The 26,385-nt window shown below is 59.2% G+C and carries 16 protein-coding genes and 12 tRNA genes; 18 read left to right on the top strand and 10 right to left on the bottom strand.

Translation table 11 applies throughout. From position 1 onward, the window contains the following. From NG895_RS16970 to NG895_RS16935, 8 genes are all read right to left on the bottom strand, one after another. Entirely contained in the window at nt 1–1,833 is a 1,833-nt protein-coding gene (locus NG895_RS16970) for a NirA family protein (protein ID WP_252853709.1), read from the bottom strand. Then, nucleotides 1,830–4,082: a molybdopterin oxidoreductase family protein gene (locus NG895_RS16965; RefSeq protein ID WP_252853708.1), complete on the bottom strand. Its 2,253-nt coding sequence runs from the start codon at nt 4,080–4,082 to the stop codon at nt 1,830–1,832. Before NG895_RS16965 ends, NG895_RS16970 begins: the two co-directional genes overlap by 4 nt. After that, nucleotides 4,079–5,761: a DmsC/YnfH family molybdoenzyme membrane anchor subunit gene (locus NG895_RS16960; protein WP_252853707.1), complete on the bottom strand. Its 1,683-nt coding sequence runs from the start codon at nt 5,759–5,761 to the stop codon at nt 4,079–4,081. The genes NG895_RS16965 and NG895_RS16960 overlap by 4 nt, the downstream gene beginning before the upstream one ends. A gap of 23 nt (nt 5,762–5,784) precedes the next feature. Further along, nucleotides 5,785–6,723, bottom strand: coding sequence for a hypothetical protein (locus NG895_RS16955; protein WP_252853706.1), 939 nt, complete (start codon nt 6,721–6,723; stop codon nt 5,785–5,787). Nucleotides 6,724–6,774: 51 nt separating this feature from the next. After that, nucleotides 6,775–7,731: an ABC transporter ATP-binding protein gene (locus NG895_RS16950; RefSeq protein WP_252853705.1), complete on the bottom strand. Its 957-nt coding sequence runs from the start codon at nt 7,729–7,731 to the stop codon at nt 6,775–6,777. A gap of 40 nt (nt 7,732–7,771) precedes the next feature. Next, nucleotides 7,772–8,629 (bottom strand): ABC transporter ATP-binding protein, encoded by an 858-nt coding sequence (locus NG895_RS16945; protein WP_252853704.1) that lies wholly within the window; start codon nt 8,627–8,629, stop codon nt 7,772–7,774. 18 nt (nt 8,630–8,647) lie between these two features. Further along, a complete protein-coding gene (locus NG895_RS16940) occupies nt 8,648–10,312 on the bottom strand; it encodes an ABC transporter permease (RefSeq protein WP_252853703.1) in 1,665 nt (554 codons plus the stop codon). Between the two features lie 70 nt (nt 10,313–10,382). Continuing rightward, a complete protein-coding gene (locus tag NG895_RS16935; RefSeq protein WP_252853702.1) occupies nt 10,383–11,771 on the bottom strand; it encodes a CmpA/NrtA family ABC transporter substrate-binding protein in 1,389 nt (462 codons plus the stop codon). A 569-nt stretch (nt 11,772–12,340) separates the two neighbouring features. Between NG895_RS16935 and NG895_RS16930 the strand changes: the two genes are divergently transcribed. The 14 genes from NG895_RS16930 to NG895_RS16865 all read left to right on the top strand — a co-directional run bounded on the left by NG895_RS16930 (nt 12,341) and on the right by NG895_RS16865 (nt 15,584). Then, nucleotides 12,341–12,499, top strand: coding sequence for a hypothetical protein (locus NG895_RS16930; protein WP_252853701.1), 159 nt, complete (start codon nt 12,341–12,343; stop codon nt 12,497–12,499). A 98-nt stretch (nt 12,500–12,597) separates the two neighbouring features. Next, nucleotides 12,598–12,669 (top strand) — tRNA-Phe (locus NG895_RS16925). 868 nt (nt 12,670–13,537) lie between these two features. Then, nucleotides 13,538–13,609: transfer RNA gene (locus tag NG895_RS16920), tRNA-Glu, on the top strand. 264 nt (nt 13,610–13,873) lie between these two features. Continuing rightward, nucleotides 13,874–13,945: transfer RNA gene (locus tag NG895_RS16915), tRNA-Lys, on the top strand. A 10-nt stretch (nt 13,946–13,955) separates the two neighbouring features. Continuing rightward, nucleotides 13,956–14,028: transfer RNA gene (locus NG895_RS16910), tRNA-Ile, on the top strand. Nucleotides 14,029–14,080: 52 nt separating this feature from the next. After that, a tRNA-Gly gene (locus tag NG895_RS16905) sits at nt 14,081–14,151 on the top strand. Between the two features lie 4 nt (nt 14,152–14,155). Beyond that, nucleotides 14,156–14,230, top strand: a tRNA-Pro gene (locus tag NG895_RS16900). Nucleotides 14,231–14,399: 169 nt separating this feature from the next. Further along, nucleotides 14,400–14,472: transfer RNA gene (locus NG895_RS16895), tRNA-Val, on the top strand. A gap of 12 nt (nt 14,473–14,484) precedes the next feature. After that, a tRNA-Leu gene (locus NG895_RS16890) sits at nt 14,485–14,557 on the top strand. 87 nt (nt 14,558–14,644) lie between these two features. Next, nucleotides 14,645–14,719: transfer RNA gene (locus NG895_RS16885), tRNA-Asp, on the top strand. Nucleotides 14,720–14,806: 87 nt separating this feature from the next. Next, nucleotides 14,807–14,880 (top strand) — tRNA-Leu (locus NG895_RS16880). Nucleotides 14,881–14,884: 4 nt separating this feature from the next. Continuing rightward, nucleotides 14,885–14,966: transfer RNA gene (locus NG895_RS16875), tRNA-Tyr, on the top strand. 34 nt (nt 14,967–15,000) lie between these two features. Beyond that, the gene (locus NG895_RS16870) at nt 15,001–15,507 is read left to right on the top strand and encodes a class I SAM-dependent methyltransferase (protein ID WP_252853700.1); all 507 of its coding nucleotides are present in this window, start codon (nt 15,001–15,003) and stop codon (nt 15,505–15,507) included. Between the two features lie 6 nt (nt 15,508–15,513). Beyond that, nucleotides 15,514–15,584, top strand: a tRNA-Glu gene (locus tag NG895_RS16865). A 190-nt stretch (nt 15,585–15,774) separates the two neighbouring features. On the opposite strand, the gene cls is transcribed toward NG895_RS16865, so the two are convergent. Continuing rightward, nucleotides 15,775–17,271, bottom strand: coding sequence for a cardiolipin synthase (gene cls, locus NG895_RS16860; protein ID WP_252853699.1), 1,497 nt, complete (start codon nt 17,269–17,271; stop codon nt 15,775–15,777). Nucleotides 17,272–17,565: 294 nt separating this feature from the next. Between cls and NG895_RS16855 the strand changes: the two genes are divergently transcribed. Beyond that, entirely contained in the window at nt 17,566–18,048 is a 483-nt protein-coding gene (locus NG895_RS16855) for an FKBP-type peptidyl-prolyl cis-trans isomerase (protein ID WP_252853698.1), read from the top strand. Between the two features lie 6 nt (nt 18,049–18,054). Here NG895_RS16855 and NG895_RS16850 read toward each other — a convergent pair whose 3' ends face one another. After that, on the bottom strand, nt 18,055–18,486 hold the full coding sequence (locus NG895_RS16850) for a YkvA family protein (RefSeq protein WP_252853697.1): 432 nt from the start codon (nt 18,484–18,486) through the stop codon (nt 18,055–18,057). 283 nt (nt 18,487–18,769) lie between these two features. Between NG895_RS16850 and NG895_RS16845 the strand changes: the two genes are divergently transcribed. The 3 genes from NG895_RS16845 to NG895_RS16835 all read left to right on the top strand — a co-directional run bounded on the left by NG895_RS16845 (nt 18,770) and on the right by NG895_RS16835 (nt 26,347). Next, nucleotides 18,770–22,063, top strand: coding sequence for a peptidylprolyl isomerase (locus NG895_RS16845; protein ID WP_252853696.1), 3,294 nt, complete (start codon nt 18,770–18,772; stop codon nt 22,061–22,063). A gap of 191 nt (nt 22,064–22,254) precedes the next feature. After that, a complete protein-coding gene (locus tag NG895_RS16840) occupies nt 22,255–24,936 on the top strand; it encodes an Ig-like domain-containing protein (protein ID WP_252853695.1) in 2,682 nt (893 codons plus the stop codon). A gap of 202 nt (nt 24,937–25,138) precedes the next feature. Further along, a complete protein-coding gene (locus NG895_RS16835) occupies nt 25,139–26,347 on the top strand; it encodes an Lpg1974 family pore-forming outer membrane protein (protein WP_252853694.1) in 1,209 nt (402 codons plus the stop codon). Nucleotides 26,348–26,385 lie beyond the last annotated feature (38 nt).

Below are 26,385 nucleotides of genomic sequence, written 5' to 3'. Positions count from 1 at the left end.
TTAAGCTACAACGGCCTCAGGGGCACACAATTCGCGCAGAGCCTCGATCTCGTGCCGGTTGGCGAACTCGACAAAGCTCTCCGTCTCCGAATAACGATGGTCCAGGTACGCCTGAAGCAACGCCGCCACGTGGGGCGGCACGGCATTGAACGGAAGATTGGGAAACAACTCGCGGCCGATGTTTTGTCGCACCCCATACCCACCACCAACAAACAGATGGTAGCCCTCCAGCGTGTCACCATCGGGATCGTTGGGATCTTCCACGTTGGCGGCAATCAGGCCAATGTCGCCAATGTAATGCTGGGCACACGAATGATGGCACCCAGTCAGGTGGATGTTCACCGGCTGGTCCAGTTCCAAACGCTCTTCGACATAGTCGGCTAGCGCCAGGGCGTTCTGCTTGGTCGGCGCGGCGGCGTACTTGCAGCCAGCCAAGCCGGTGCACGCGATGAGCCCCGCGCGGATACTGTTGGCGCGCCAGTCGAGGCCAATCTCCTCGATGGCCTGCTTCACTTCGTCGACGGCGGAGTCCGGAATGTTGGGTATCAGCAGATTCTGCCAGACCGTCAAACGAATGTCGCCATCGCCCCAGCGTTCGGAAATTGCGGCAATCGAACGCATCTGATCGCTGGTGATCCGCCCCACCGGCAGGGCCAAGCCGATGTAGTTCATCCCCTCCTGCCGCTGAGGGTGCACGCCAATGTGTGCCTGACGATGGTCCGAAGGACGCTCCTCGCACGCTTCGAGTGGGGCGCGTCGCAATGAGCGGCCAAGCTCTGCCTCGACTTCGGCGACAAACTTGTCGAAACCCCAGTCATCCAACACGTACTTTAGCCGGGCCTTTTTGCGATCGGTACGGTCACCATTGCGGAGGAACACCCGAACCACGGCCGCAGCCACCTCGACGCACTCGCTCGGCTCGAGCAGCACGCCAGTAGGGCGAGCAAAGTCTTTATGGCCGGTGATGCCACCGAGCGTAAGCTGGAAGTAAATTTTCTCAGGAAGATCGGAGCCTGCTGCGCGTACTGCCGTGAATCCAATGTCATTTGTATCCTCCAATGCACTGATGGTTCCACCGCCATCGAAGGCGATGTTGAACTTCCGAGGCAACCCATACAATTCGCGGTGATGGACGATGTGATAATGCATGTTGCGAGCCAGCGGCAGCGTTTCGATCAGCTCTTCGCTGTCGATACCACTTAGGGGACTGGCCGTCACGTTACGGATGTTGTCGCCGCCGGCGCCGTAGTTGATGATGCCCAGATCGCGCAGCCCCATCAACACGTTGAGTGGATCCTCGGCTTGGATCTCGCGTAGCTGCAGGTTGGCGCGAGTTGTTACGTCCGAGTAGCCACCGGCAAACCGATCGGCCAGATCGGCCAGGCCGCGCAGTTGCCACGATCGCAGCGCGCCGCCAGCGAAACGCAGGCGGCACATGTAGCTATCCTGCGCCGGGGCGACGTAGAACAAGCCGTAGAATTTGGTGAGGAAAACGTCGGTCCCCTTGGGGTACTCTCCAGCCGCGGCACGGGCAGCCATCTCGTCCCACATGTCGGCGGGTGGCTTGTCGCGTTTGGCCTTTTCCTCGCCTGCTAATTTGCCGCCGGCGGCCACAGCTCGATCCTGCGCGTCGGTGTGCAGGGCGGCGGGATCGGCAGGCAGCACGCCGGCGGCTGGTGGGGTGGCACCGCCCACTGTGATGCTTTCGCCATTACTGTCGGCACTGCCCGAGAGTACTGGCAGGCCACGCACCTTGCGGGCGACGTCGCTGCCCAGGGCGAAACCTTGCAAAAAACTCTTTTGATCGTCGGTAAAGCCATTCTGTTGGCTCATCGTCTGGCCTCTTCGTGTAGCGGCTGGATGTTGACTGCGCAGTCCTTGTAACTGGGTTGATGCGAGTGTGGATCGAAGTGTGGCAACGTAAGTCGATTGGTCTCTTCGTAGTGCATTGGGATGAACAACTGCCCCCGCTGCACGGTAGGGGTAACGAACGCCGTGGCTGCGAGTTCTCCGCGGCGCGATCGCACGCTCACTTCGTCGTAATTGGCGATACCGGCCAGCGTGGCGTCGGCTGGGTGCATTTCGACGTAGATGTTTGCTGGGTAGAGCTTTCGCAGCACAGGCGACTTGCCGGTACGCGTTTGCGTGTGCCACTGCGAGGCGGTCCCTCGGCCGGTGAGCAGCAGGAATGGATACTCTTCGTCGGGCTGCTCGGGCATCGCACGAGTTTCGTCCCACAGGAAATTGGCCCGAGCGTCGTCGTGATAAAATCGGCCGTCGGTAAACAGTCGGCGTTGCTGCTCGACGTTGGCCACCGGTTCGGTGCAGGGCCACTGTGCTCCGCCGGCATGGTCGAGTGCGGCGTAGTCGTCGATGCCGGTAATGTCGCACGGCCGGTTGCGCGAGAGCTCCTTCAGCAGTCCGAAAGCGGCTTCGGGCGAGGTCCACTGGCGGAACAATTCGCCGCAGCCCCAGTACTCGGCAATCAGACGGAATATCGCGAAGTCGGGCAGCGCTTCGCCGGGCGGACGACGCACGCGCTTCACAATGCCAAGTCGACGCTCGCTGTTGATGAAGGTCCCTTCCTTCTCACCCCAGCCGGCTGCTGGCAGAACCAAATCGGCTTGCTGGGCAGTCTCGGTCGTATGGTACATGTCTTGCACCACCAGGAAGTCGAGCTTGTCGAGCAACTCGCGTGTATCGGACTGGTTGATCCAGGAATGGGCCGTATTGGTGCAGAGTATCCAGAGCCCTTTGATCTCGCCGGTGCGGATACCTTCGATGATCTTGTGATACGGCCAGCTGTCTTCGGTAGGAATTCGCTCGACCGGAATCTCGAGCACCTCGGCCACCTCATGGCGATGCTCGGCATTTTGGAAGTATCGTCCGCCCAGCAGCCCCGTGGTGTTGCTCCAGATTCGCGAGCCCATGGCGTTGCACTGCCCCGTGATGCTGTTGGCGCCAGTACCCGGCCGGCCGATATTGCCGGTCATCAGGGCGAGGTTGATCAGGCTCTGAGCGACGCGAACGCCTTCGTAGTTCTGGTTAACGCCCATCGTCCACCAGAACGATACGCGTTTGCCTTCGTGAATCTTGCGGGCGACGCTCTCAATCACTTCCACATCGACGCCGGAAGCTTCCGCCGCACGCTCGGGGGTGTACTGCTGCACGAACGCTACGAACTCATCAAAGCCGCTCGTACTGGCGTCGATGAATGGCCGATCGATCCAATCTTCGCGAATGAGAATGTGGGCCAGAGCGTAGAAGACCGACAAATCCGACTTTGGCTTGATCGCCAGGTGACTGGTCGCCGCCATCGCAGTCTCGGTACGGCGCGGGTCGACGACGATGATCTCGGGGCTGTTCTTGTTGCGGCATACCCGTTCCCACATGATTGGATGGGCAATGCAGATGTTGGATCCCACCAGGAAGATAACGTCCGACTCTTCGAAGTCTTGATAGGTGTACGGCGGGGCGTCGAAGCCGAACGACTGCTTGTAGGCCGTGGCCGCGGTGGCCATGCACTGGCGAGTGTTGCCGTCGCCATGCAGTATTCCCATGCCGAACTTGGCCAAGGCTCCGAGGAAGGCCATTTCTTCGGTTACCATCTGACCGGTACTGAGAAAGGCAATCGACTCTGGCCCGTATGCTTCGCCAATGGATTTGAAGCGGTCGCAAAACTCCCCTAGCGCTGTATCCCAGGTGACGGGTTCCAAATCGCCGAGTGCGTTTCGCCGGAGCGGTTGCGTCGCTCGGTCGGGTGCGTCCAGCACGCTGAGTGCTTCCCAGCCTTTGGGGCAGGCCATTCCCAAATTGACGGGATACTCGCTGGTGGGCGACAGGTTAACCGCTTCGCCCTCCTTCAAGTGAATCCGCAGGCTGCAGCCCGTTGCACAATATCCGCAAACCATGTCGGTCGTTGCGTCAGGTTTGAGGCGTGCGGGTACCTGCCCCAAACCGAAGCTACCCGGCTGGCGGATCAGTTCCTGCGTGAGGACGCCATCCTTCTGGTGGATCAAGTTCTGGATGGTGCTCACCAGCTTTGGAGCAGATTGAACTGGTGGTGTGGAAATCGTGCTCATGGCTTGATCCCTCCTGGCATCTTTAGAGGCACCACGGCACTGAAGAACAGCGCCCGCTCGAAAAGTTCGCCCACCGTGACGCAGACAAACGCGGCCGCTGCAAACATGGCTGATAGCACCGATCCCGAAGGACTCACCATCACCAAGATAGGTAGCACGATGCCGCCGATTGCTCCGATCGCAAAGCGGATAATCGCCAGGGTGCGAAGCTCCTGTTGCATAAGCTGCCCGCTAAGCCATAGGACTTTATTGGACACTCGGGTGTGGCGGAACAGGGTGAGTTCGTAAGCCAGCTTGACGATCATTGCCGGTAACAGCAAGGAAGCCACAGCTGATACGCCAGGTGTTTTGAAGATTGTCATGGTGGCAAGCAAGAGCGCCAGGCCGGTCACGACCGCGGTGCCGGCGAATTTGCCGAGTGTTCTCAGTCCCAGCCAGAACTTGCGGCCGGTGAACTGGTACAAGCGGATCGAGCAGTACACGCCTGCTGCACCGACCAACGCAGCTGTAACCTCCAAGATGGGCCGCAGTGCGGGTTGCAGGACGGCGGCCAGCAAACTGTTTACGAAGCCCGGTAGCCAGCCGGCCACCAACGGAACCAGCGTGAAGGCAATAACGGTAAGTGCCAGTGGTGCGTACACGCCAAAGACTAATGCTTCGCGACTGAGCCAACTGTGCCGCCAGCCAAGGATTGCCCGGAAGGCCAAGTGAGGTCGTCCGAGGTGCAACGTGGCAGCATTGAGACCCAGTAAACCGATGACTACGGCGGAGACAATGGCCGCCTCGGCTGCGGTGCCCGCGCCTAGCCAACGCGCGATGGCGCCCACGGCTAGTCCGCCAACAGAGAGCTGCGTCAGCACCAGCATTATCACCAATGGCAGATGGGCGTGTTGAGGTTTCGCCGTGTCCGAGTCGCCCGCCTGCAGGTCGACAGGCAGTTTATGCTGTCCCCGGTAGATGGTCGTTGGGTTGGTGAGTTCAGCGGGAGGGGTGGCCGGCAGGAACACACCTTGGGTGGTTCGTTCTACTGTCTCCAATGTGTCGACAATCGAGATGCGAATCGCACCGTTGGGGCAGGCCTGTACGCAAGCGGGGGCCTCGCCGGCGGCCAATCGGCCATGGCACATGTCGCACTTTCGCACGATGCCTTTGGCGTGGCTGTACTGCGGCACCTCGTAAGGGCAGGCCATCGTGCAGTACTGGCAGCCAAAGCACTGGTCGTCCAGGTGGCGGACAATGCCCGTTACGGGATCCTTTTCGTAGGCGTTGGTAGGGCAGCCCTTCAGGCAGCCCGGATCGACGCAGTGATGGCAAGCCGTGGTGACGTGCTGGATGATCGGCAAGCCATTCTGACCATGCAGCATGCCGACAGAGCGCCAGGTTTCACCCGTCTCCAGCCCATTGAGGTGGTGGCATGCACTCACGCATGCCTTGCATCCACTGCACGCGTCGAGATCGACTTCGAAGGCGTACTGCTGACCTGCCGCAGGTTGGGTGAGGGGAATCAGGTCGCGGTAGTGCTTGGCCTGGGCCGGAACGTCTCCATCGTCGTGCAACTTGGCAAAACGCTCGATGGCGGTCAGCTCTTGCGACTCGGCCAACAACGCAGAAATCAAATCCTGCGGCGCGGCCTGGTCGGCAGTCGCCAGGTTCGAATTGTCCTTGGTCAATACGGTCACAACAGAAAGCCGCTGCAAGTGAATTAGTTAATAAGCACCGCTACTGCTCGAATCTCACTGCCCACAAAAACGGGCATTCCAAGTCCCCAGCGGAAGCCGTACTCGAGAAACTTCTCGCCCCGCGGAAACTCCACACCCAGCAGATCCCACGTCGCCCAGGGTGCGCAGTCGCGAAGGACGTGGACGGCAATTCCTTCGCCGATTCCTAGCGACAACTGGCGGCTCATCGGCGCCAAATCCATGAACGCTCCGTAGTCGGCCGACACGATTTTCAGTTTCTTCGAGTCGGGATCCATCGCCCACACTTCCATGGCCCGGGCGATTGGCGTTCGATTGGCTGAGAGCAGGACCAAAACCGAATCGAGTTGCATGGCGGTTCGCATCAAAGGAATCCCAATGCCGGTCGAGAGGCCTTCGGCTTTTGCTCCGGCAGCACGAAGGAATTGTTGCGAGGTGCCAAGCGAACCCATCACTCTTGGGAACCGATCGGCCCACACTTTGCCGGGCAGACCTGCCCGCCGCGGGAACTTCACGTACTTGCTAATCAGTCCAAACCGCTCGAGATTGGAGTGCCATGCTTCGGCGAGTCCCAACTCTCCGCGGTCGTTGGGACGCCAAAGTTCCATGGCTCCCTGGTTGCCCTCGCTCTCGTCGCAGGCCAATAGCACTACCCCTTTGCATTGCCCCGAATGCATGAAGGGAATCGACACGACGTGGCTGTGTGCGAGGTCGATGCCATCGTCGATTAGATCCTCGCATGATCGAATATGCGGCTGGCCTGTCTGGGCCGATTGGCCGACGATCCCCTCGCCCAACTCGAAGCGGCGTAGTCGCCGGCCTTCCTCGATGTGGTCGTCGTCGCCGTATACGCAACTGCAAAGCGCAAATGGCCCTCCAGCATCCTGTGGACGCCACACTTCGATGGCACGTACTATATCGGTGGCATTCACAGTGGCTTGCATGATTTCAGGTTTACCAATCAAGTTGGATGCTCTTGTTTGTTTGCGTTCGGCTCAGACGCCCGCACCGACCAATTGGTTCTCGGTGTGGGTGGCCGTCTCATCGATCGGCTCTTCTTCGAGCTCCGTCTCGTTGAGAGCTTCGACCATGTGCAGCGTGTCGTCCCACCCTGCTTCCATCTGTGCAGACTCGCGAGCGGGTACTCGGTGGTCCTGCTGTTCGAGGAACGACACCAGTGCGCCGCGTAGTTCGTAGTACAGCGGATGCTCGAGCACGGCGGCGCGATTGCGTGGGCGGGCGAACGGCAGGTCGAGTAGCTGTCCCACCCGGGCGTTAGGGCCGTTGGTCATCATGCAGACACGATCGGACATGTAGATCGCTTCGTCCACGTCGTGGGTGATGATCATCGTGGTGATTCGCTCGCGATCGAGAATGTTGAGAATCACGTCTTGCAGGTCCATCCGTGTCAGCGAATCGAGACGGCCGAACGGCTCGTCCAGCAGCAACATGCGCGGCTTGAGGGCGATGGCGCGGGCGATGCCCACACGTTGCTGCATGCCGCCCGACATTTCGCGAGGGTACTTGTCGCGGGCATCGGCCAGGCCCACAGCGGCCAGATAGTACTCGACGATCTCCTTCCGCTGCTGCTTGGTGCCATGTGCGTAGACACGATCGACGCCGAGCATCACGTTTTGGAAGGCCGTCATCCATGGCAGCAAGCAGGGCGACTGAAACACCACGGCTCGGTCAGGACCAGGACCGTCGATTTCGCGGCCGCCCACGGCAATGCTGCCAGCGGTGATTTCATTGAGCCCAGCCACCATAGTAAGCACGGTGCTCTTGCCGCACCCGGAATGGCCAATCACGCTGACCACCTCGCCCTCGCGCATGACCAAGTCGTAACCATCCACCACGCGAACCGCTTCGCCGTAGGGATTGGGGTAAGCCTTCACGAGGTTGAAGATCTCGACGAAGCGCGGGTCGGCAGGTTTGTCGGGGTGTGGATTCATACGATGTTGATTCCTCCGTGAGTTGCGGAAGCAATAGCGGCTAGCCCACGCGAACTCGGGGCCCGGGGAGTACCGGCTGCAGGTCGGGAAGGGGCAGGGTGACCGAACGGGTAAGCGACTTGGCCTCTTCGTTCAAATTCATCATGTAGCGAGTTACCTCGTTGCGCAGTTCCTTGAACTCCGGATTGAAGTTAAGCGTCGCCCGATCGCGGGGACGCGGCAGAGTGACGGGAAACTCGCGTCCCAGATGTGCTGCTGGACCCATGGTGAGGGGAACGATTCGGTCGGCCATGATCACGGCCTCGTCCACATCGTTAGTGATCATGAGCACGGTCCTCCGATCCTCTTCCCAGATGCGGATAATCTCGTCTTGCAACTGCGAGCGCGTCAGAGCGTCGAGCGCCGATAGGGGCTCGTCGAGCAATAGTACTTCTGGTTTCATCGACAGCGTCCGAGCGAGGCTCAGACGCTGTCGCATACCACCGGATAGCTCACCCGGCAGTTTCCATTCCGAGCCTCTGAGGCTTACCATGTCGATGTAATGCTGAATGTAGTCGCGACGCTCGCCTCGCTTCATGCTCGGGAAAACCTGCTTCACGGCGAGCTCGATGTTCCCATACACGCTCAGCCATGGCAGCAGCGAGTAATTCTGGAACACCACACCCTTGTCGGGGCCAGGTGCGGCAACCACTTTGCCGTTGATGTGTACCTGACCGCGATCGGGTTTGAGCAAGCCGGCCAGCAGCGAGACCAGCGTGCTCTTGCCGCTGCCCGAAAAACCAATGACGGCGACGAACTCGTTCTGTTCTACCGCCAGCGACGCCCGTTCGAACACCTCATAGCGGTGCGAAACGGGACCGAAGCCAAAATCGACATTGTCCAATTCCAAGTAGGCCATTGATGAGTTCTCCCTTCTTTAAATGGCCGTAGGGGCGCCGTCGAAGCTCACCAGCCGCTGGAACACGATCATCATGCGATCGAGCACCAGGCCGATGATGCCGACGACGAACACCACAAAAACCATGTTGGCGAAGGAATCGGAAGCTCCGTTATTGAATTGATCCCAGATGTATTTTCCGATTCCTTCTGACGAACTCAGCAACTCCGCGGCAATCAGCACCATCCAGCCGACACCCAACGAAATTCGCAGTCCCGCAAACGCCAGCGGCAACGCCGAGGGCAAGACAATCTTGAATAACCGACTCCAGAAGCCGAGTCGCAAAACGCGCGCTACATTGATGTGATCCTTGTCCACCGCCGCCACGCCGAACGCTGTGTTGACCATCGTGGCCCACAGCGAGCAGAGGGCCACGGTCACGGCCGAGGCGATGAACGCCGGGTTGATCTTGTACTCGCCCAGCAGCGGCAGCTCCCAAAGCCATTGAGTGAACCAGTGCTTGTCGGGATCGGGGATGAACGCACTGGCGACAATAAGAGCGATTGGCAGCCACACAATGGGCGACACCGGTTTGAAGATGGCAATAAAAGGCGTCATCGCCGCCATGAACGTCTTGGACAGGCCACACAGCACACCCAGCGGGATCGCAATGGCCGAGCCGATCAGAAAACCGACGAACACACACAGTACGCTACGCTTTACCTGGTAGGGCAGCGTAGCGGGTTTGGCGTACCCCGATTCTTCGATGCGATCGATGCGGTCTTCGGTTTGTGCGACTTTCGTGGCGGCCTTCAAGATCGTGGCCGAATCGGCCGCGTACAACGTTTCACGCGCCTCCTGCAGCTTGGCGTTCTCTTCATCCACCTTCTCGTACCGATTGGAGTCGGTCAGTTGGTCTTGCATCTTGCCCAGGTACTGACGTTCCTCCGCAATGGCGGTTTGCTCGGCCAGGGCGCGCTGTTCTTCGGGGTCCTTTTCCGCACGCATGTCGTTGATTTCGGTTCGCAGGTCACGAAGGCGGTCGCGCTCGTCGCTTGCGAGCTGTCGATAGGCTCGCACCTTTCCCACGAAGGCATTCTTGGCGTCCTCGTCGCCAACGGCGGCCTGGCTGGCCAGCGATGCCAACTCGTCGTCGCGCTGTTTCTTCGCATCTTTGAACTTCGCGGTCAGGGTATCCAACTCCTCCTGGAGCGGCGCGACCTTCGTTGCGAGCCGCTCTTTGGCTGCCTCTTTGGCTGCCGCTACGTTTTTATTGACTTCTGCTTCCAGCGGCTTCAGTTCCTCGAGTCGCTGTTCCACCCGCTCGAGTTCTTGCGCTCGCTCCTCGCCATTCAAGTTGAAGGCAGCTTGCTTGTCGTTCTCCCGATAGTGGAAGTCGTTGATGGCCTTGGCGGCATGAAGCGTGTCTCGAGGATTCGGAAGTTTTCCGGACTTCGTTTGAATCTTCTCAGAGACCACGTGCCACGCTCCCAGGAACAGCAGGATCGCGATCACTGGCACAACGATAAACCGCCCGATGTCCTTCAACTGCTTTTCGGGCTCTTCGCCATAGCACAGGCGGACAATAGGTGTCAGAAAGTTGAGGCCGGCGACGTCGATGGCCTTCACGGTCCGGTGTTTGCCGGCCCAGGCGGCCGCGCCGACGAGGCACGCCAAGATCAGAATAATCCACAATCCCAACATCGTTTTAGCTCACCTGATAGAGAACAACAGAGGTGTGTAGAGAGGGCGACGAATTCCAGAAGACCACCAACTAATCCTTATTGCCGATCTGGTGGGCCTTCAGGTACTCCAATGGCTTCTTGCCGTCGTACGTGATTCCGTCGATGAATTCGTCGGTGGGCTGTTTATACCCGTCGGTGTCCCAAGGCACCTTGTCTTCGTCCAGCAGACCCTCGTCGACCAGCATCCGGGCGGCCTCGAGGTAGATTTCTGGTTGGTAAACCTTCTTGGCGGTCTCGTGGTACCATGCATCCGGCTTGGGTTCGGTGATCTGTCCCCACCGCCGCATCTGGGTGAGGAACCAAACACCGTCGGAGTACCAGGGATAGGTGCAGTCGTGCTTGAAGAACACGTTGAAGTCGGGCATCTCCCGCTTGTCGGTTTGCTGGAAGTAAAAGAACCCGGTCATCGAATTCCTGATCACGTCAAAGTCAGCGCCCACGTAGTCGCTGCGGGAGAGGATGCGGGCAGCCTCTTCGCGATTGACCAGCTTGCCGTTATCGTCAGTCTCATCCAGCCATTGGCCGGCCATGATCAGCGCCTTGATCACCGCCAGATGCGTCTGAGGGTTCTCGTCGGCCCATTGCTTGGTGACACCAAACACCTTCTCGGGGTTGTTCTTCCAGACGTCGTAGTTGGTGGTCACCGGCACGCCAATTCCTTTGGCAACTGCCTGCTGGTTCCAAGGCTCACCGACGCAGTAGCCCTGGATGTTGCCCGCTTCCAGCGTGGCCGGCATCATCGGGGGAGGGGTGACCGACAGTTCGACGTCGGCGTCGGTGCGACCACCAATGTCGGACTTGGTGTACATGCCAGGATGAATACCGGAGGCTGCCAGCCAGTACCGCAGCTCGTAATTGTGCGTGGAGACAGGAAAAACCATGCCCATCTGCAGCTTTTCGCCTTCGTCCAGCAGTTCTTCGACTACCGGCTTGAGTGAGTCGGCCGAGATGGGATGCTGGGGCTGTGATGCCAGCAGGTCGGGATCGTTCTCCTGCATTCGCTCCCAGATGGTGTTCGACACGGTGATGCCGTTGCCGTTGAGGTCCATCGTGTAGGCGGTAATGACGTGAGCTTTGGTGCCGAAGCCAATCGTGGCGGCGATGGGCTGACCCGAAAGCATGTGGGCGCCATCCAGTTCGCCGCTGATTACGTTGTCGAGCAGCGTTTTCCAGTTGGGCTGCGCGATCACTTCGACCTGCAGTCCCTCCTCTTCGAAGAAGCCCTTTTCCTTGGCAATCACGATGGGGGCGCAGTCGGTCAGCTTGATGAAGCCGAACTTCAGCTCGAATTTCTCCAGATCGAGAAGATTCTTGTCCTGCGCGATTGCAGGACTATTAGAAACCAAAGCGCATAGCGCGATGAGGCAACAGACAGGTAGACGTAGCGACCGAACCGGTCGCGAGCATGCGGCGGGCATGGAGATTCTCCCAGGTTATTTCCGTTCGCTGATCGAATTCGTGCCTGGTCCCTGGCACCCGCCTGAGAATCGTCCTGATTCGCTTTTCCGCTAAGGCAAGTGGTATGCCAGAATCCACGTGGGCAAAAAATGACCGCCCTGGGTATCCCAGTGAACCACCCAGCAGGGCCCTGGGCGCCAAATGCCCCCTGCGTGCCAACAACGCACCGGTATCGCCCAACGGGCATGCAAGGGCTGCCACGCAGTTGTGCAATTTCCACCTGCGGCTTGCAGAATGCGTTATCTCAGCGGGTTCGAAATGGGCCGATCGCGCGTGACGGACGGGGGATTTGGCCAAGGCGGGGGGGAAAGTGAATAGAATATCGTGTGAGCCTGAGACGACTCCCCCGGCAACGACAGGAGGCTTCACTGTCACGGAGGGGGGGCAGTTGTCAGGGTGGGCCAGCCGACTGTTTTCCAGAAGTTCTTAGAATTCTGCACGAACCCATCGCCGGTTTGCCCCTCTTAGGGAGAGAGACTGCGAAACACCCGTAAGCTGGCGGCTAGAAGAGAAGACACAGGAAACACCAATGACGAATTTACAATCTCACCTCGATATACCGTCGTCGATTGCCGGGGGCTTACCTATAGCGTCCGAGCGGTGCCCGATTGAGTTTGCCAATCTGGCGAACGATGGATCAGGCTACGCGCTGCCTGACTATGAAGGCCTCGAACAACGGCGTTTGTGACACTTGGTCGAACTCATTGAAGAGTCCGAAGGCCCGGTGTCGAAGCGACACCGGGCCTTTTTCTTTGGTCGTGTGCCAATGGAGGCCCCAACCAACATGGGCTGGTAGCTGAGATCGCCCGGCACCTGGTTGAAGCCCAGGAGACGAGGATTCGAGCGCCTCCCAGCCCATCATTCCAACTCGCTGCGCCACCGGTGCGTGCAGGATTAATTTTCACATAAGGAGAAAACGGGATCATAGTCCGTGATGTCGCCCGGACTGTAAACCAGCTTGCCCAGCACGGGCGGTTGGCTTCCTCCTCGCGAGGGAGATAGACGAAAGGCTGGCCAGTGCGCGGCGTTCGCCCGTCGCAACATCTGGCGGTGAAGCCGGCGGAGACCTGTGTAGGAGCAGGGATGCCGTCAAGTAACTGAGGGTTAGAGTCGCCGTCCTACTGGCGGAATGCTACCCGAAAGATTGCGAATTAGGTGCGGTTATCGCGAAACGTGCTGGACGGGGGCTTAATGCCCCGTCGGATTTGGGATCCGAAGTGTCCGGGAAGCTGCCAACCCCAGGGGGCGGCAGCAAACCGTGCGTGCGACAGAGTCGAAGTGCCTACTGCGAACGCCGCAAGGTGTTCGTGCAGCCCGAAAGGGGATCGGCGGACTACTTCCCGGAGTAGGAAATCGATCGAGCGCGGCGAGAGTGTCCGACGGGCCGCTCGAACCAACCTCAGAAGGCTCGTTGCACTACGGCCTGCTGTTGGGCGATGGAGACATCAACAACAGAGGTGAAGGTGATGAAGGGTTTAACACGCCCGTGTGCAGACTTCGCCGAGTCGAACTCGGCGGAGGGTCATCGCCAGTCGGGATAGAGCTTGCGCTAATACCGACTTTTTTGAGCGTTTTCAGAATTGGTGTGCTGGGTTGGCGCCGGAGTGTTGGCTCGATGCGCGGAGGCCGAAGCAGGCGAGTTGCCATCCGTCGATGCAGGCCGACAAAGCAGCGGGCCAACAAAACAAGCCAAACCGGTGCACCAAAGATGAAAGCGCTCTAACACGCCCCGTTGGTCTAACGGTGAGGATAGCGGGCTTTCAATCCGCTGATGAGGGTTCGATTCCCTCACGGGGTGCTGGAGGGTATGGGCTATGGGCCATTAGCTGTGGGGCAGAAGCAGAATATCTGGCTTATAGCCTAAAGCTTACAGCTTGCAGCCAACACGGTAGTCGAGGGCTGGTGGCCCAAGTGGTTCTGATAAGACCGCGGCGCTAAGTTCGATTCTTAGGTGTACCACTTGGTGAATGACGAATGACGAAATACCCAACGAACATCGAACCAATAGGAGAGTGAGCATGTCCACTCGACAACGAAGCAAACGAATACGCCCAAGCTCTTGGGGGCTGTGGTGTAACGGTTGCACATCGGACTTTTAATCCGAGCAGTGAGGGTTCGAATCCCTCCGGCCCCACTCATCGCCCTGGCGTGTAGCTCAGTGGTGAAAGCGGCGACCTTATAAGTCGTGGGTCGGAGGTTCAAATCCTCCCACGCCAAATCGGAAAGGCCAATAGCCGTCGATCTTTGACAACTTAAATCGCACTAACTTGCGCCCATGATGTAGTGGGAGCCTTCCTCGTTGCCATCGAGGGTGTGTCGGTTCGATTCCGGCTGGGCGCATTTTCAGGACGTGGGAAAGTCGGGGCATTCCGCCGGTTTCGGGAACCGGAGATCGCTGGTTCAAATCCAGCCGTCCTGACTGAGCATTAATCCGGTGTGGCCAAATGGTAAGGCGGCGGCCTGTTAAGCCGACGATTGGAGGTTCGATTCCAACCCCCGGAACTCTGCAATGACCAATGAAGAAATACCCAATGACCAATTCGAACACTTGGTAATTGGTCATTAGTCATTGGGAATTGATCATTCACAGTCCTGTGGCCTGGCGGCAAAGGCAGCTTCCTCACACGAAGAAGAGCGGTGGTTCGAGTCCACCCGGGACTACTCCGGCAAGATGCCCAGATACGCCAACTGGCGAGCGGCCTGACTTAGGATCAGGTGTTTGCAGGTTCGAATCCTGCTCTGGGTACTTCAAATGCGGAATTCGGAATGGGGAATGCGGAGTGAATCGCCAACCATTCCGCATTCCGAGTTCCGAACTCCGCATTCACACAACGTCCTCGTGGAGCAGCTTGGAGTGCTCGCCACCCTGTCACGGTGGAGGACGCGGGTTCAAATCCCGCCGGGGACGCTTATGGGAGTTCGGAATGCAGAAGTCGGAATGCAGAATCAGATTGTTTGAATTCCGCATTCCGAATTTCAACTTCCGCATTCGCATGGCACGGTACGCAAACTGGCAAAGCGGCGAAGCTCAAACCTTCGTGCCTGTGGGTTCGACTCCCACTCGTGCTACTACGCGTCGGCTGGGCATTGGCGAGCCCCAGTGGTTGTAACCCACCCGCTTTCGAGCTGTGGCGGTTCGACTCCGTCCCGGCGCACTAACTGAATTAGCTAATCCCATGAACCGTAACCATGTCCAAAATACGAACCGGCCGCGGATATCGTTACGTCAAGGAACTTGGCGGCGCCGTGCGACGCACCCAGGTGAGCGCTGGCGCCCTTTGGCTTACCAGCCATGGCATGGTCCGCGGGCGGGTGCTCGACTTTGGTTGCGGCTTCGGATTCGACGCCGCTCACTTCGGCTGGGATGCGTTCGATCCGTACTACCGCCAAACGCCAGTCGAAGGGCCGTACGACACAATCGTATGCAATCACGTGCTTAACATGCTGACGAGAACGAGTCGACTACAGGCGTTTGAGACGATGCAACGACTGCTGGGAGAAGAAGCAACCGCTTACCTGATTGTTCCCCGCAATATTCCCGAGCGAGGAAAGCTGGGGCTGCGCAAGCGAATTCAAAACTACGTACGGCTGTCGCTGCCGGTGATTCACGAAGAGGAGAAACTTGCGATCTACAGGATGAACCCGCACGTGACGTTTAGTGACTTGACAGACGAAATCGAAGAGCGGATGAAATGACAATATGGCCCGATGGTCTAGCGGCAGGATGCGAGACCCTCAATTTTTCGGCAGGGGTTCGGTTCCCTTACGGGCTATTTGGAGGGGGCAGGGATCAGGATTCAGGGGGCAGGGAAGCGCAAGCGAGCAGTTGCAGCCTGCAACCTCCCTGAACCCCGATCTCCAAATCCTACCTACCGCGGGTGAGCCAGTGCTCAGCCGGGCCTCATAAGCCTGGATTGTCGGGTGCGACCCCCGAACCCGCCTGTACGCGAACCGGTGAATGATCTAAAGCACAGGGCTCATCAGGCGGAGCGTGTTTTCCAGCAACTTTTCACGCATGGGCCGGGCAGCCCAGGTCTCTGGATCCAGTCGGTCGCTCTGCTCCATGTACTGCCGTTGCAGGTTGTAAAGGTGTTCGCCAAACTGCTTGCCATACACGAAAAGTGAGACCTCGTAGTTTAGCCAGATGCTCCGCATGTCGAGATTCACGGTGCCGAACATCGAGATCGACCGGTCGGCCGTTACGCTCTTGGTGTGCAGTAGTCCTTGCTTGAACAAATGCACCTGCACGCCCACGTCGATGAGTTCCTCCAGATAAGATCGGCTGGCGTAGCGCGTGAGGAGCGAATCGACCCGCTCGGGGATGATCAAATGCACTTTGACCCCACGCCCCGCTGCACCGCAGATGGCGCGGAGCAACGACTCGTCCGGTACAAAGTAGGGGGTGGTGAGCACTAGCTCTTCCTGCGCCGAATTGATCACCGCCAGCAGCATCTGCAGCAGCGTATCGGAGGTTTCGACGGGACCAGAAGGAATGACTTGAACCGCGGCCACTCCCTGTGGCTTGATGCGACTGAGTTCGGTCGACTCCATCACCTGCTCGATGGTTTCGTCTGACTCGACAATCCAGTCGCCGATTACGGTCATCGCCAATGGCGCCACGGCGGCGCCTTCGCCTCGCACCATGGCATCTACCCACTCGCCGACGCCGGCATCCTGTTTGAAGAAGCGAGGATCTACCAGGTTCATGCTGCCGGTCCAGGCGAGAGAGCCATCGATCACGACAATCTTGCGATGCAGTCGCAGGTCGTTACGCGAGAAGACCACTTGCCAAATACCCGCAGGAAATGCGGGTAGTACCTTTACACCCGCTTCGCGAAGTTGGGCTGGCTGCTCGCTTTTCCACCATCGACTTCCACCCACCGCATCGACGAGTACCCGGCACACGACACCCCGCTGCGCCGCGCGAATCAGGGCCTGGGTGACGTCGTCGGCCAGACCGCCGGCATTCCAAATGTAGAATTCCATCAAGATGCTGGTTTCTGCGGCATCGATATCGGCGGCCATCTGCTTGAGGATCTCGGCCGAATCGGTGTAGAGCTGCCCAGAGCTGCCCGCCACGGTGGGAATGCCAAGCATGGTGTGCCCAAGTCGATCCATTCCCCGAGCTGCCTGCGAATGCTGCGACCAGTCGACATTGGTCATCGCCGGATCGACCATGCGGTCGGCCAGCAGGGAGTAGTCCGTGTGCAGTTGGGCGATTCGCTTCGCGCGACGTTGCCCCACCCGGCGTTCGCCGACGAGTAAGTAGAATAGTACTCCCACGCCTGGAATCACCCCAACCAATAGCAGCCACGACAGGGCAACCCCCACGGCCGGTTTGCGCATGATCACGCGAAATGCGACAATCAGGAAGGTGGTGACATGTGCGACGAAAGCCGCCCAAGAGTAGATTGCTGCTTCCATCGGCTCGATGATCTGCGGACGTGGCGATAGCGACACTAGAGTATGCTTCGCTTTCCGATGGGCAGCAAGGCACCGCGCGTTCGTTTCCTTGCCGACCCATTTGTCGAGAACCGGCGTCATCGGCAGCCCGTGGACGGGATGGCCGAGTGCTCTGCAGTTGGATTTCTCCAGAGTAGATGGCCGCCAATGTTTGTAGGCAATGCACGGCCCAAGGAAAAGAAATGTGGGGATGAGCACAGGCCCGGGTGACATGCTGCGTGCGAATCCGTTAGGTTGGATGGGGCAAACTGTACCCTCCACGGACCCCTCCAACTCAAAGGCCAGGTACCCATGCAGATCGACTCCAAATCGGCCGTCGCCATCGACTACAAGCTCACCGACGCTCAAGGCACCGTGATTGATTCGTCGGAAGGGCGCGAGCCACTGTGGTACCTGCACGGGTTCGACAACATTGTTCCCGGCCTCGAGCGGGAGCTATCCGGCAAAGGTGTCGGCGACCGCCTGCAGGTCGAAGTGGCCCCGGCGGAAGGCTATGGGGAACGCAACGAAGCGCTCAAGCAGCAGGTTTCCCGCGACAAATTTGGGGGCGTGGACGACCTGGAAGAGGGAATGCAGTTTCAGGCCCAGACGGACGCGGGACCGATGGTATTCACCATCGTCGACGTAAGCGAAGAAGTGGTCACCGTGGATGGCAATCACCCACTGGCGGGCATGGCCCTGCACTTCGATGTGACGGTACGCGATATTCGCGAAGCTACCGACGAAGAGATTTCGCACGGCCACATTCATGGGCCGGGCGGGCATCAGCACTAGAGGTCGCTAAGCGGCTTCCACATTCAATTTCAGCCACTGGCGGTAGGTCTCCAGATCGCCACGGACCAGTTGCAGGCAGGTCATCACCACTGCCGCGTCGTCGATGTATCCCAGCCCGGGAATGAAGTCGGGGATGGCGTCTACTGGCGAGGCGAAGTACAGCACGGCTGCTCCTACCGCGGCGATGGTGCCGAAGGGGATCTGTCGGTAGCTGCCCTGTACGTAGTGCCGGAGCATTGCCAGTAATAACTGTAGTTCGCGCCAGATTGCCGCCAACGTATTCGGTACGTCATCCTCCAGGCGGCGATACTTCTGCTCTCCCAGACTGGCGGCGGTAGACAGTTCGTCTTCGCCCAGGTGTTCGATGCTCTCTTTGTACAGCCTCTGGGCTTCTTGCTTGCGGGATTCTTGCTCCTCGCGGGAGAAAAACGGCAACATCTTCCGATACCTTCTTGGTGGGGCAGGGGGCGTAACGGCCAATTATACGCATTCCGAACGGCGGGGAAGGCACATTCCCTACGGTTGTTACGATCGGACGCAGGAAAATTCGGTTCCGCGCAGCCAAATGTTTGTGCGATTGGGCACCGGTATTCATACTGAAAACTTGCCTTCGCCAGTTTGTTGCTCCCCTGAGAATACACCACTGATGAAACTCTCTCATTGGCACCGCTTTTTTCGTCGCCCCTCTCGCTCGGCGTCTCGAAACCGGGGAGGACGCCAGTTGTCCTGCCAGCATCTGGAAGACCGCTGGTTGATGGCCGTCGACGTCATGGGCGACGAAATGCTCGTAAACGACCTCGTGTTCCGCAGCCAATCGACCGAAGCCGCCGAGGCGGCCGTGGCGGTCAGCGAGTTCGCCCAGGTGGTGGTGTTCAGTGGCAATGGCCCTGGTGACGATTCAGGCGTATTCGCCAAGCTGTACGACGCCGATGGCGAAGTGCAGGGCGATGGCGCCTTTCTGGTGAACTCCACCGTACGAGGCGACCAGTACGCCGCGTCTGTGGCCATGGACGCCGACGGCAACTTCGTGGTGGTCTGGGCTGGTCGCGGCGTGGTCGACGATCAGGGGATCTTCCTGCAACGTTTCGACTCTTCGGGCACAGCCTTGGGGGAAGAGACGCTCGTCAACAGCACTACGGCCGGCAAGCAAATCGATCCGACGATTGCCATGGATGCCGATGGAGCCTTTGTCGTGGGCTGGAGTGGCCAGAGTACCAGCGACGCGACGGGGGTGTACCTGCAGCGATTCACAGCCGCTGGCGAGCAAGATGGTGATGAGGTGCTGGTCAACAGCACCACCTACAATCGCCAGGAAGGGCTGGCCATGGTCTTCGACGCGGCGGGCAATCTTGTTACCGCCTGGAGCAGTCTGGGGCAGGACACCAGCGACTGGGGAGTGTACGGACAGCGATTTGATGCAGACGGCGATCGCCTGGGCGAAGAATTCTTATGGAACACTACCACCACGGGCAGCCAAACTGGAGTCGTGTTGGCCGCTGGAACCGATGGCGAAGTGGTGGCAGCCTGGCAAACGTACGGACAGGATGGCGATGGTTGGGGCGTGGCCGCCCGCATGCTGGACGCGGATGGCACGACGCTCGCCGACGAGATCCTGCTGAACGACGTTACCGATGGCGAGCAATTCGACGTCAAACTGGGCATCGCGGAGGACGGAACGTGGATTGCCGCTTGGACCACCGTTGCGGCCGACGGCGCGGGGTACGAAGTGGCGGCTCGCGCGTTCGAAGGCGATGGCTCGCCAGAAGGCGACTCGTTCGCCGTGAACCAGGACACTTCCGGTGCCAATTCCGGCCACCAGCACCATGCTTCCATCGCCATCTGGGGCGATCTGGCGACCATTGTGTGGTCGGGCAAGGGCGCCGCCGATCGGCAGGGCGTTTATCGGCAGGACTATGAGGTCGACCTGATCGACGACGGCCCTCAAGAGGCCCCCGACCTGGCGGAGATCTCCGACACCGTGGTCGAAGTCGGTATGGAGATGGAAATCACCATCACGGCGACCGATGCCAATTCGCGTGACGACCTGACCTTCTTTCTCGATGGCGACAATTCGCCCGCGGGAGCCACCATCGAGCAGACGGACAACAATACGGCCATCATTCGCTGGACTCCCACCGACGATTTCGAAGGCGAGGACGTGCTGTTCCGCGTGTTGGTCACCGACGATGGCGACCCCGCCTTGGTCGATTCCGAAGAGTTCACTGTGACCGTCGGCAACATCGAGCTCGAGGTCGATCTGAACGGGGAGGTAGTCAGCGACGACGACGTGACCGCGACGTTTGCCCCATCGGCTGGCCCCACGTCGATCGTGCCCGAGGAACTGGTGGTCATCGGGGCCAACGAAGGCATGGTCAGCGGAGCCACCGTCATCTTGGATGCGGCGCCGGACGGCGATGCGGAAGTATTGGCTGTCGACGTTGGCAGCACCGCCATCACGGCCTCCTACGACGCTGCCACGCGGACGCTAACGCTGACGGGTACGGATACCGTGAGCAATTACGAGCAGGTGTTACGGACGCTCACCTACGACAATACAGAAGTGGACGCCACCGGGACACGGACCATCACGGTTACCGTTACCGATGCACTGGAAACCAGCAGCGAGGCAACCATCGAGTTGACCATCGGTTCGGCGGACCTCGTCGGCCTGGCGCAGGCGATTGCCGGTTCGGGGGCCATCTTCTACGGGGCAGGATGGTGTCCCAACTGCACTGCTCAGAAAGAGATGTTCGAGGACGGTAGTCAATTGCTGCCGTTCATCGAGGTCACGAATCCCGATCGCACGCTCAACGGAGTTGGCACGGATAACGACATCTCGGTCTTGCCAACCTGGGAATTCTCCGATGGCACACGCATCGAAGGGGTCACCAGCTTGCAAGTGTTGGCGGCCGCCGCCGGAGTGGCGATTCCTACTTCCGACACCCCCTACATGGCCGAGATCGAGGATGACACCCTGCTCGTTGGTTCACCGCTACACATTCCGCTCGATGGTTACGATCCCAACGGCGAGCCGCTGACCTACGAAGTATCTACCGATAACGCGGGTGTCACCGCCACCCTGCTGACCGACAATCGCTCGATGCGAATCGCCGTCGAGGGGTATGGCGATATGGTCTTTGAGTTGTTCGAGGACCGCGCCTCGCGGGCGACCGACCGTGTGATCGAACTTGCCGATGACGACTTCTACGACGACGTGATTTTCCACCGCGTGGTCAATGGTTTTGTCATCCAAGGTGGCGATCCCACCGGTACCGGATCTGGTGGTTCGACATTGGGCGACTTCGACGACCAATTCAATGTCGACCTGCAGCACAATCGCAGGGGCTTGCTGAGCTTCGCAAAAAGTGGGGACGACACGAACGACTCGCAGTTCTTCATTACAGAAACGGCTACCCGTAGTCTCGACTTCAACCACACCATTTTTGGTATCATGGTCGAAGGCGAAGCCAATCGGGAGGCTATAAGTAACACGGCAGTCGAGAAGCAAGAGCTCACACCGGAGATTTCCAGCCCAGTCAACGATGTGGTCATGCGTGACGTCGAGATCTTTACCGACACGGAGAACGCCGTGTTGATGCTCAAGGCCGACGAAGGCGTCTCAGGGCCGGTCGAAATCACGGTCACCGTCACCAACTCGGCCGGCAACTCCTTCGAACGCAAGTTTACCGTGAATGTGGAAGACGACACGTTCGACAACCGACCCTTCCTGGACGACATCGCACCCGTGAGCATCGAAGCGGGCACCAGCGCCCAGATTCAACTGTCGTCGCAGGATGTCGATGGCGGACCAATCATCTACCAGGCATTCGAATCGGGCTCGGTGGACTACACATTTGACCTGACAGACGAAGGGCTGCTTACGGTGACTCCGCCAGATGGATTTACGGGAACCATGGAGATTGAGGTTCGTGTGACGCGGAACGCCAGCAGTCAGACGGACTTCGATGCTCAACTTGTGGTTATCGAGGTGACCGATCCTATGAGCCAGGCCTAAACTGACGTCGCCGAGTGGGGGGAAGTGATGTGGCAGCTAACATGGCACCGAAGTCCAAATTCTCCGCGCCAGTGATTTCTTGTGAAAACTGGTACCTTTACTTGCAAACCAAATTCACCCAGGAATAATAGGTGCCTGGTTGTTTTTTCTAGTGCAAACAACTTGATCTCAAACTAAGGGAAGCAGGCACCGTGGCAAGGTCGAACCGTGACGGGAAGCGTCGTTTCAATTGGCTATCCAGGCAAAAGCGGCGCATCGCCAAACGATCCGTAAAGAATCTTTCGGTCGAATCGCTGGAGTCCCGTTGGGTGCTCGATGGCACTGGTTTTCCGGGCAACGAATGCCCGCCCGATCTCGATTTGTCGGCCGTAGCCACCCAGCAGGTGACCGTTGGGGAAACGCTGACGCTCGATTTGCTGGCGGCCGGCGCGACGACCGAGGACCTGGACGAGGCTGGTGATCCGACTGGCGACACGCTTCGTTTCTTGCTCGACCCGGATTCGCCCTCTCAAACGCCCGCCGGGGCAAGTATCACCTCAGCTGGCGTGTTTACTTGGAGTCCCACGGCCGAGCAAGTCGGAACCTTCAGCATTGTCGTCATCTTGCTGGACGAAGGCACTCCGGTGTTGGGTGACGCTGAGGTGTTCACTGTCGAAGTATTGCCTGGCGATCAGGCGCCCGAAGTCGACCTGAATGGTGCCGCAACCGGTATCGATTTTGACGCCACGTTCACCGAGGACGGCGGTGCCGTGGCTGCGGTGGATGACGACGAGTTGACGGTAACGGATGCCGACAGCACGGACCTGGCTTCCGCTACCGTGACAATCACCAACCTGGCGGACGGTGCGGACGAACTCCTGGCCGTGGATACAACTGGCACCTCGATCACCGCTTCGTACGACGATTCGGCGGGCGTGTTGACGCTCACAGGTTCCGACTCACTGGCCAACTACCAGCAAGTGTTGCGGACTTTGACCTACGACAACAGTTCGCAAGATCCAACCGAGGGTGATCGTGTCATCGAGGTGGTGGTCAGCGATGGGGGGGAAACCAGCACCGTGGCAACTTCCACCATTGCCGTGGTGGCCGGGAACGATGCACCGGAAGTGGACCTGAATGGTGCCGATGCGGATGCCGACTTTGAGACCACCTTCGCCGAAGGGGAAGACGCGGTGGCCATTGTCGACGCGGAGATGACGATCACCGATGTCGACGATTCGGAGATCGTGTCGGCCACCGTGACGATCACTAACCTGCTGGACGGCGCCGCCGAACTGTTGGCCGTCGATACAGCCGGAACCTCCATCACGGCTGCCTACGACGACTCAACAGGCGTGCTCTCGCTCACCGGTGCGGATACGGTCGCTGCCTATCAGCAGGTCCTGCGCACATTGACCTACGACAATTCATCGGCCGATCCGACTTCCACGGCACGCACCGTGGAGGTGGTGGTCAGCGATGGCGACGATTCGAGTGTGGTGCGGACGGCCACCGTTAACATCACCACGGCAAACGACGCCCCCAACCTGGCGTCGATTGACGATCAAGATGCATTTGTCGGCGAAGAATTGGTCGTGCAGGTCACAGCGACCGATCCGGATGGCGGCGACACCCTGACCTTCGATCTGGACGAGGACAACTCGCCTGAGGGAGCGACCCTCGTCCAGACGAGTGGTACCACCGCCGAGATTCGTTGGACTCCCAGTGCCGGCGACCTGGATACCACGGTCGATTTTGTCGTGCTCGTCTTCGACGATGGCGACCCCGTGCAGGCCGATAGCGAGGCCTTTTCGGTCACGGTCTCGCCGGCACGCCCTGCGGTCGATCTGAACGGGGACGATCCTGGCACCGGTCTGGCTGTCTCGTTCACCGAAGGCGACGACCCGATTTCGCTGGCGGAATCCGACATCACCATCACTTCGGAAGCGAGTTCCACCATTGCGTCGGCTACCATCACGCTTACCAATCCGGAAGAGCTGGCCAGCGAAACGCTTGAGGTTAACGAGTCGCTGGTGGCAGGCATCACGGTGAACTACGCGGGGGGAGTGCTGACCCTCTCTGGCGAGGAATCGATAGCCAACTACCAGGCCGTATTGGAAACGCTTACCTATCAAAATACTTCGGAAGACCCAACCGAGGGCGATCGAATCATCGAGATCGTGGTGAACGACGGTACGACCGACAGCGGGGCCGCCATGGCAACCGTCAGCGTGACCGCGGTCAACGATCTGCCCGAACTGACCGTGCCACAGCCATACGACAACCCCTCGTCGCCGGTTGAAATCATGGAGGGTCATTTGGTTGAGTTCACCGTGACGGCCTCCGATGTCGATCACGATGTCTCTGAACTGACTTACTCCATCGACCTCGATGGCAGTGGTCTATCAGTCGATGCGGCCGAGCCAAGCATCACGAATCCCGGCGGGGTGTTCAGTTGGACTCCCGACGCAACGGGCAGCTTCACTTTCCTGATCGAGGTCACCGACGCCGATGGCGGCGCCACTCAAGAGCAGGTTGCCTTTACCGTTGTTGCGGATACCACGGCGCCCACAGTAACCGAGGGGCCCACCGGCACGTTTGCAGCACCGATCAATTCGCTCACCATCAACTTCAGCGAAGCAATGGGGCCCGCTGCATTCGAAGTGGCGAACTACACGCTCACTATCGTTGGCGGAGCAAACGACGGGCAAGTGATCACCATCTCCGATGTCAGTACGACCGACGACGTGACGGCCACGCTGACCCTGGCGACCGACCTCGCCTTGGAGAGCTATTCACTCGCACTCGACGACACCGACATTGCTGATTCGGCTGGTAACCTCCTGGATGGCGATATCGAGTTCGACTTCGATATCATCGCAAGCGAGGTATAGGCCAGCTGTATCCCCCGCGGTTGTACCAGCTAGCATCCGCAGCCGGAAAAGTCGGTTTAACTGGATGTCTTTGCGCAGCTTGCCGATAGTAACTTTCGGATGCCACGGGCGTTGGCGCGCACGGTATCGCTAACTTTTCTGCTTCGACCGCGTATTTTTTGGGGGCCGCGCAATGGATTGCTGCCGCACGAAACTCCTCGTCTTGACTTGCCTCGCTGCTCTTGTCGCCGTGCCAGCAGTGGCCAACGCTCAGCATTCGAGCGCGGCGCGGATGGCTTACAATCCGGTGACCGGTCAGCGCGAGTTGGACACGCGTTACCATCAGCGTCCGGCGAATGCCTCCCCCGCACCTCCGACGATGCAGCATCGCGAATCCAGCGAGCAATCAGTGTCGGGCGGCGTGGAGCAGGCCTCCTACTGCGAATGCGGCAACGACTATGGCGTCGGTCCTTATGAGTCCGACTTCTGCGGAGATGTTTGTTGCGGCGACGCTGCTTGCTGCGATATGGTTGGCTGTGGCGTTGGGCCCTGCGGGCCTGGCTCCTGGTACGCGGGCTTCGAGGCCACCTTTCTGAAGCCCCACCTTGGCGACAACGTGGCATTCACCGTCACCGAGAATACGGCGACAAGCACGACGATATCGGACACCGATTTCGACTACGATCTGGAGTTCTCACCACGCGTATTCGTCGGATGGCAGCGCAATTGCGATGTTGGATTTCGAGCCACTTGGTGGCAGTTCGATCACGATGCAGCGCCTGCCACGGGAAGTCCGCCCGCCGATGGTCTTGGGGAACTGACCTCGCCCGGCTTCAGGGAGACGGAGATCTCGACTAACACTGGCACGGATGTCTACGCGGCTGCCACCAGCATGAACGCCTACACCATCGATCTGGAAGCCACCAAGAGCACCGAGTTCCGAGCCTGGAAGTTTGGCATGGGCGGCGGTTTCCGCTACGCCTACATCGAACAAGGTTACCTGGGAGCCCTGTCAGACGACACCGACACCACGATCTCCACCATTGACTATCAGCAGTCGATCGAGGGCTTCGGTCCTACGGTGTCGTTCGAAGCACTGCGGACACTGAGCTGCCAATCCGGCATCTTTTGTAAGGCACGTGGGTCAGTACTTTTCGGAGATTCCAAGAGCCGCCAGGAAGGCGTCGAGGGTGTCAACCAGACCACTCCAGGCACCACGACGGTTAACACAGCCAGCGACGATGTCCTGTCGATTTGCGAACTGCAGGTGGGGTATCGCTGGACGCCGGCTTATGCCGATTGCCGCGGCTGGCAACCCTTCTACTCTGTTGCCATGGAAGGCCAGTTGTGGGACGGTGCCGGCAATGCTTCGAGCCAGGACGGAACGCTGGGCTTCTTCGGCTTCAACTCGGCCATCGGTATCAACTGGTAGCGGCCTCGCTGCCGGCTCCATGGTGCCAATCCGCTTCT

It is taken from the genome of Aeoliella straminimaris, from assembly GCF_024054565.1.
Lineage (GTDB): Bacteria > Planctomycetota > Planctomycetia > Pirellulales > Lacipirellulaceae > Aeoliella > Aeoliella straminimaris.
The sequence above is the reverse complement of the archived record's forward strand: the minus strand, read 5'-3'. Positions and strand labels throughout refer to the sequence as shown.

What these genes read in the sequence shown, in the direction of transcription:
- NG895_RS16970 (WP_252853709.1), bottom strand. Translation starts at nt 1,833, where the DNA reads ATGAGCCAACAGAATGGCTTTACCGACGATCAAAAGAGTTTTTTGCAA.
- NG895_RS16965 (WP_252853708.1), bottom strand. Translation starts at nt 4,082, where the DNA reads ATGAGCACGATTTCCACACCACCAGTTCAATCTGCTCCAAAGCTGGTG.
- NG895_RS16955 (WP_252853706.1), bottom strand. Translation starts at nt 6,723, where the DNA reads ATGCAAGCCACTGTGAATGCCACCGATATAGTACGTGCCATCGAAGTG.
- NG895_RS16950 (WP_252853705.1), bottom strand. Translation starts at nt 7,731, where the DNA reads ATGAATCCACACCCCGACAAACCTGCCGACCCGCGCTTCGTCGAGATC.
- NG895_RS16945 (WP_252853704.1), bottom strand. Translation starts at nt 8,629, where the DNA reads ATGGCCTACTTGGAATTGGACAATGTCGATTTTGGCTTCGGTCCCGTT.
- NG895_RS16940 (WP_252853703.1), bottom strand. Translation starts at nt 10,312, where the DNA reads ATGTTGGGATTGTGGATTATTCTGATCTTGGCGTGCCTCGTCGGCGCG.
- NG895_RS16935 (WP_252853702.1), bottom strand. Translation starts at nt 11,771, where the DNA reads ATGCCCGCCGCATGCTCGCGACCGGTTCGGTCGCTACGTCTACCTGTC.
- NG895_RS16930 (WP_252853701.1), top strand. Translation starts at nt 12,341, where the DNA reads ATGACGAATTTACAATCTCACCTCGATATACCGTCGTCGATTGCCGGG.
- NG895_RS16870 (WP_252853700.1), top strand. Translation starts at nt 15,001, where the DNA reads ATGTCCAAAATACGAACCGGCCGCGGATATCGTTACGTCAAGGAACTT.
- NG895_RS16855 (WP_252853698.1), top strand. Translation starts at nt 17,566, where the DNA reads ATGCAGATCGACTCCAAATCGGCCGTCGCCATCGACTACAAGCTCACC.
- NG895_RS16850 (WP_252853697.1), bottom strand. Translation starts at nt 18,486, where the DNA reads ATGTTGCCGTTTTTCTCCCGCGAGGAGCAAGAATCCCGCAAGCAAGAA.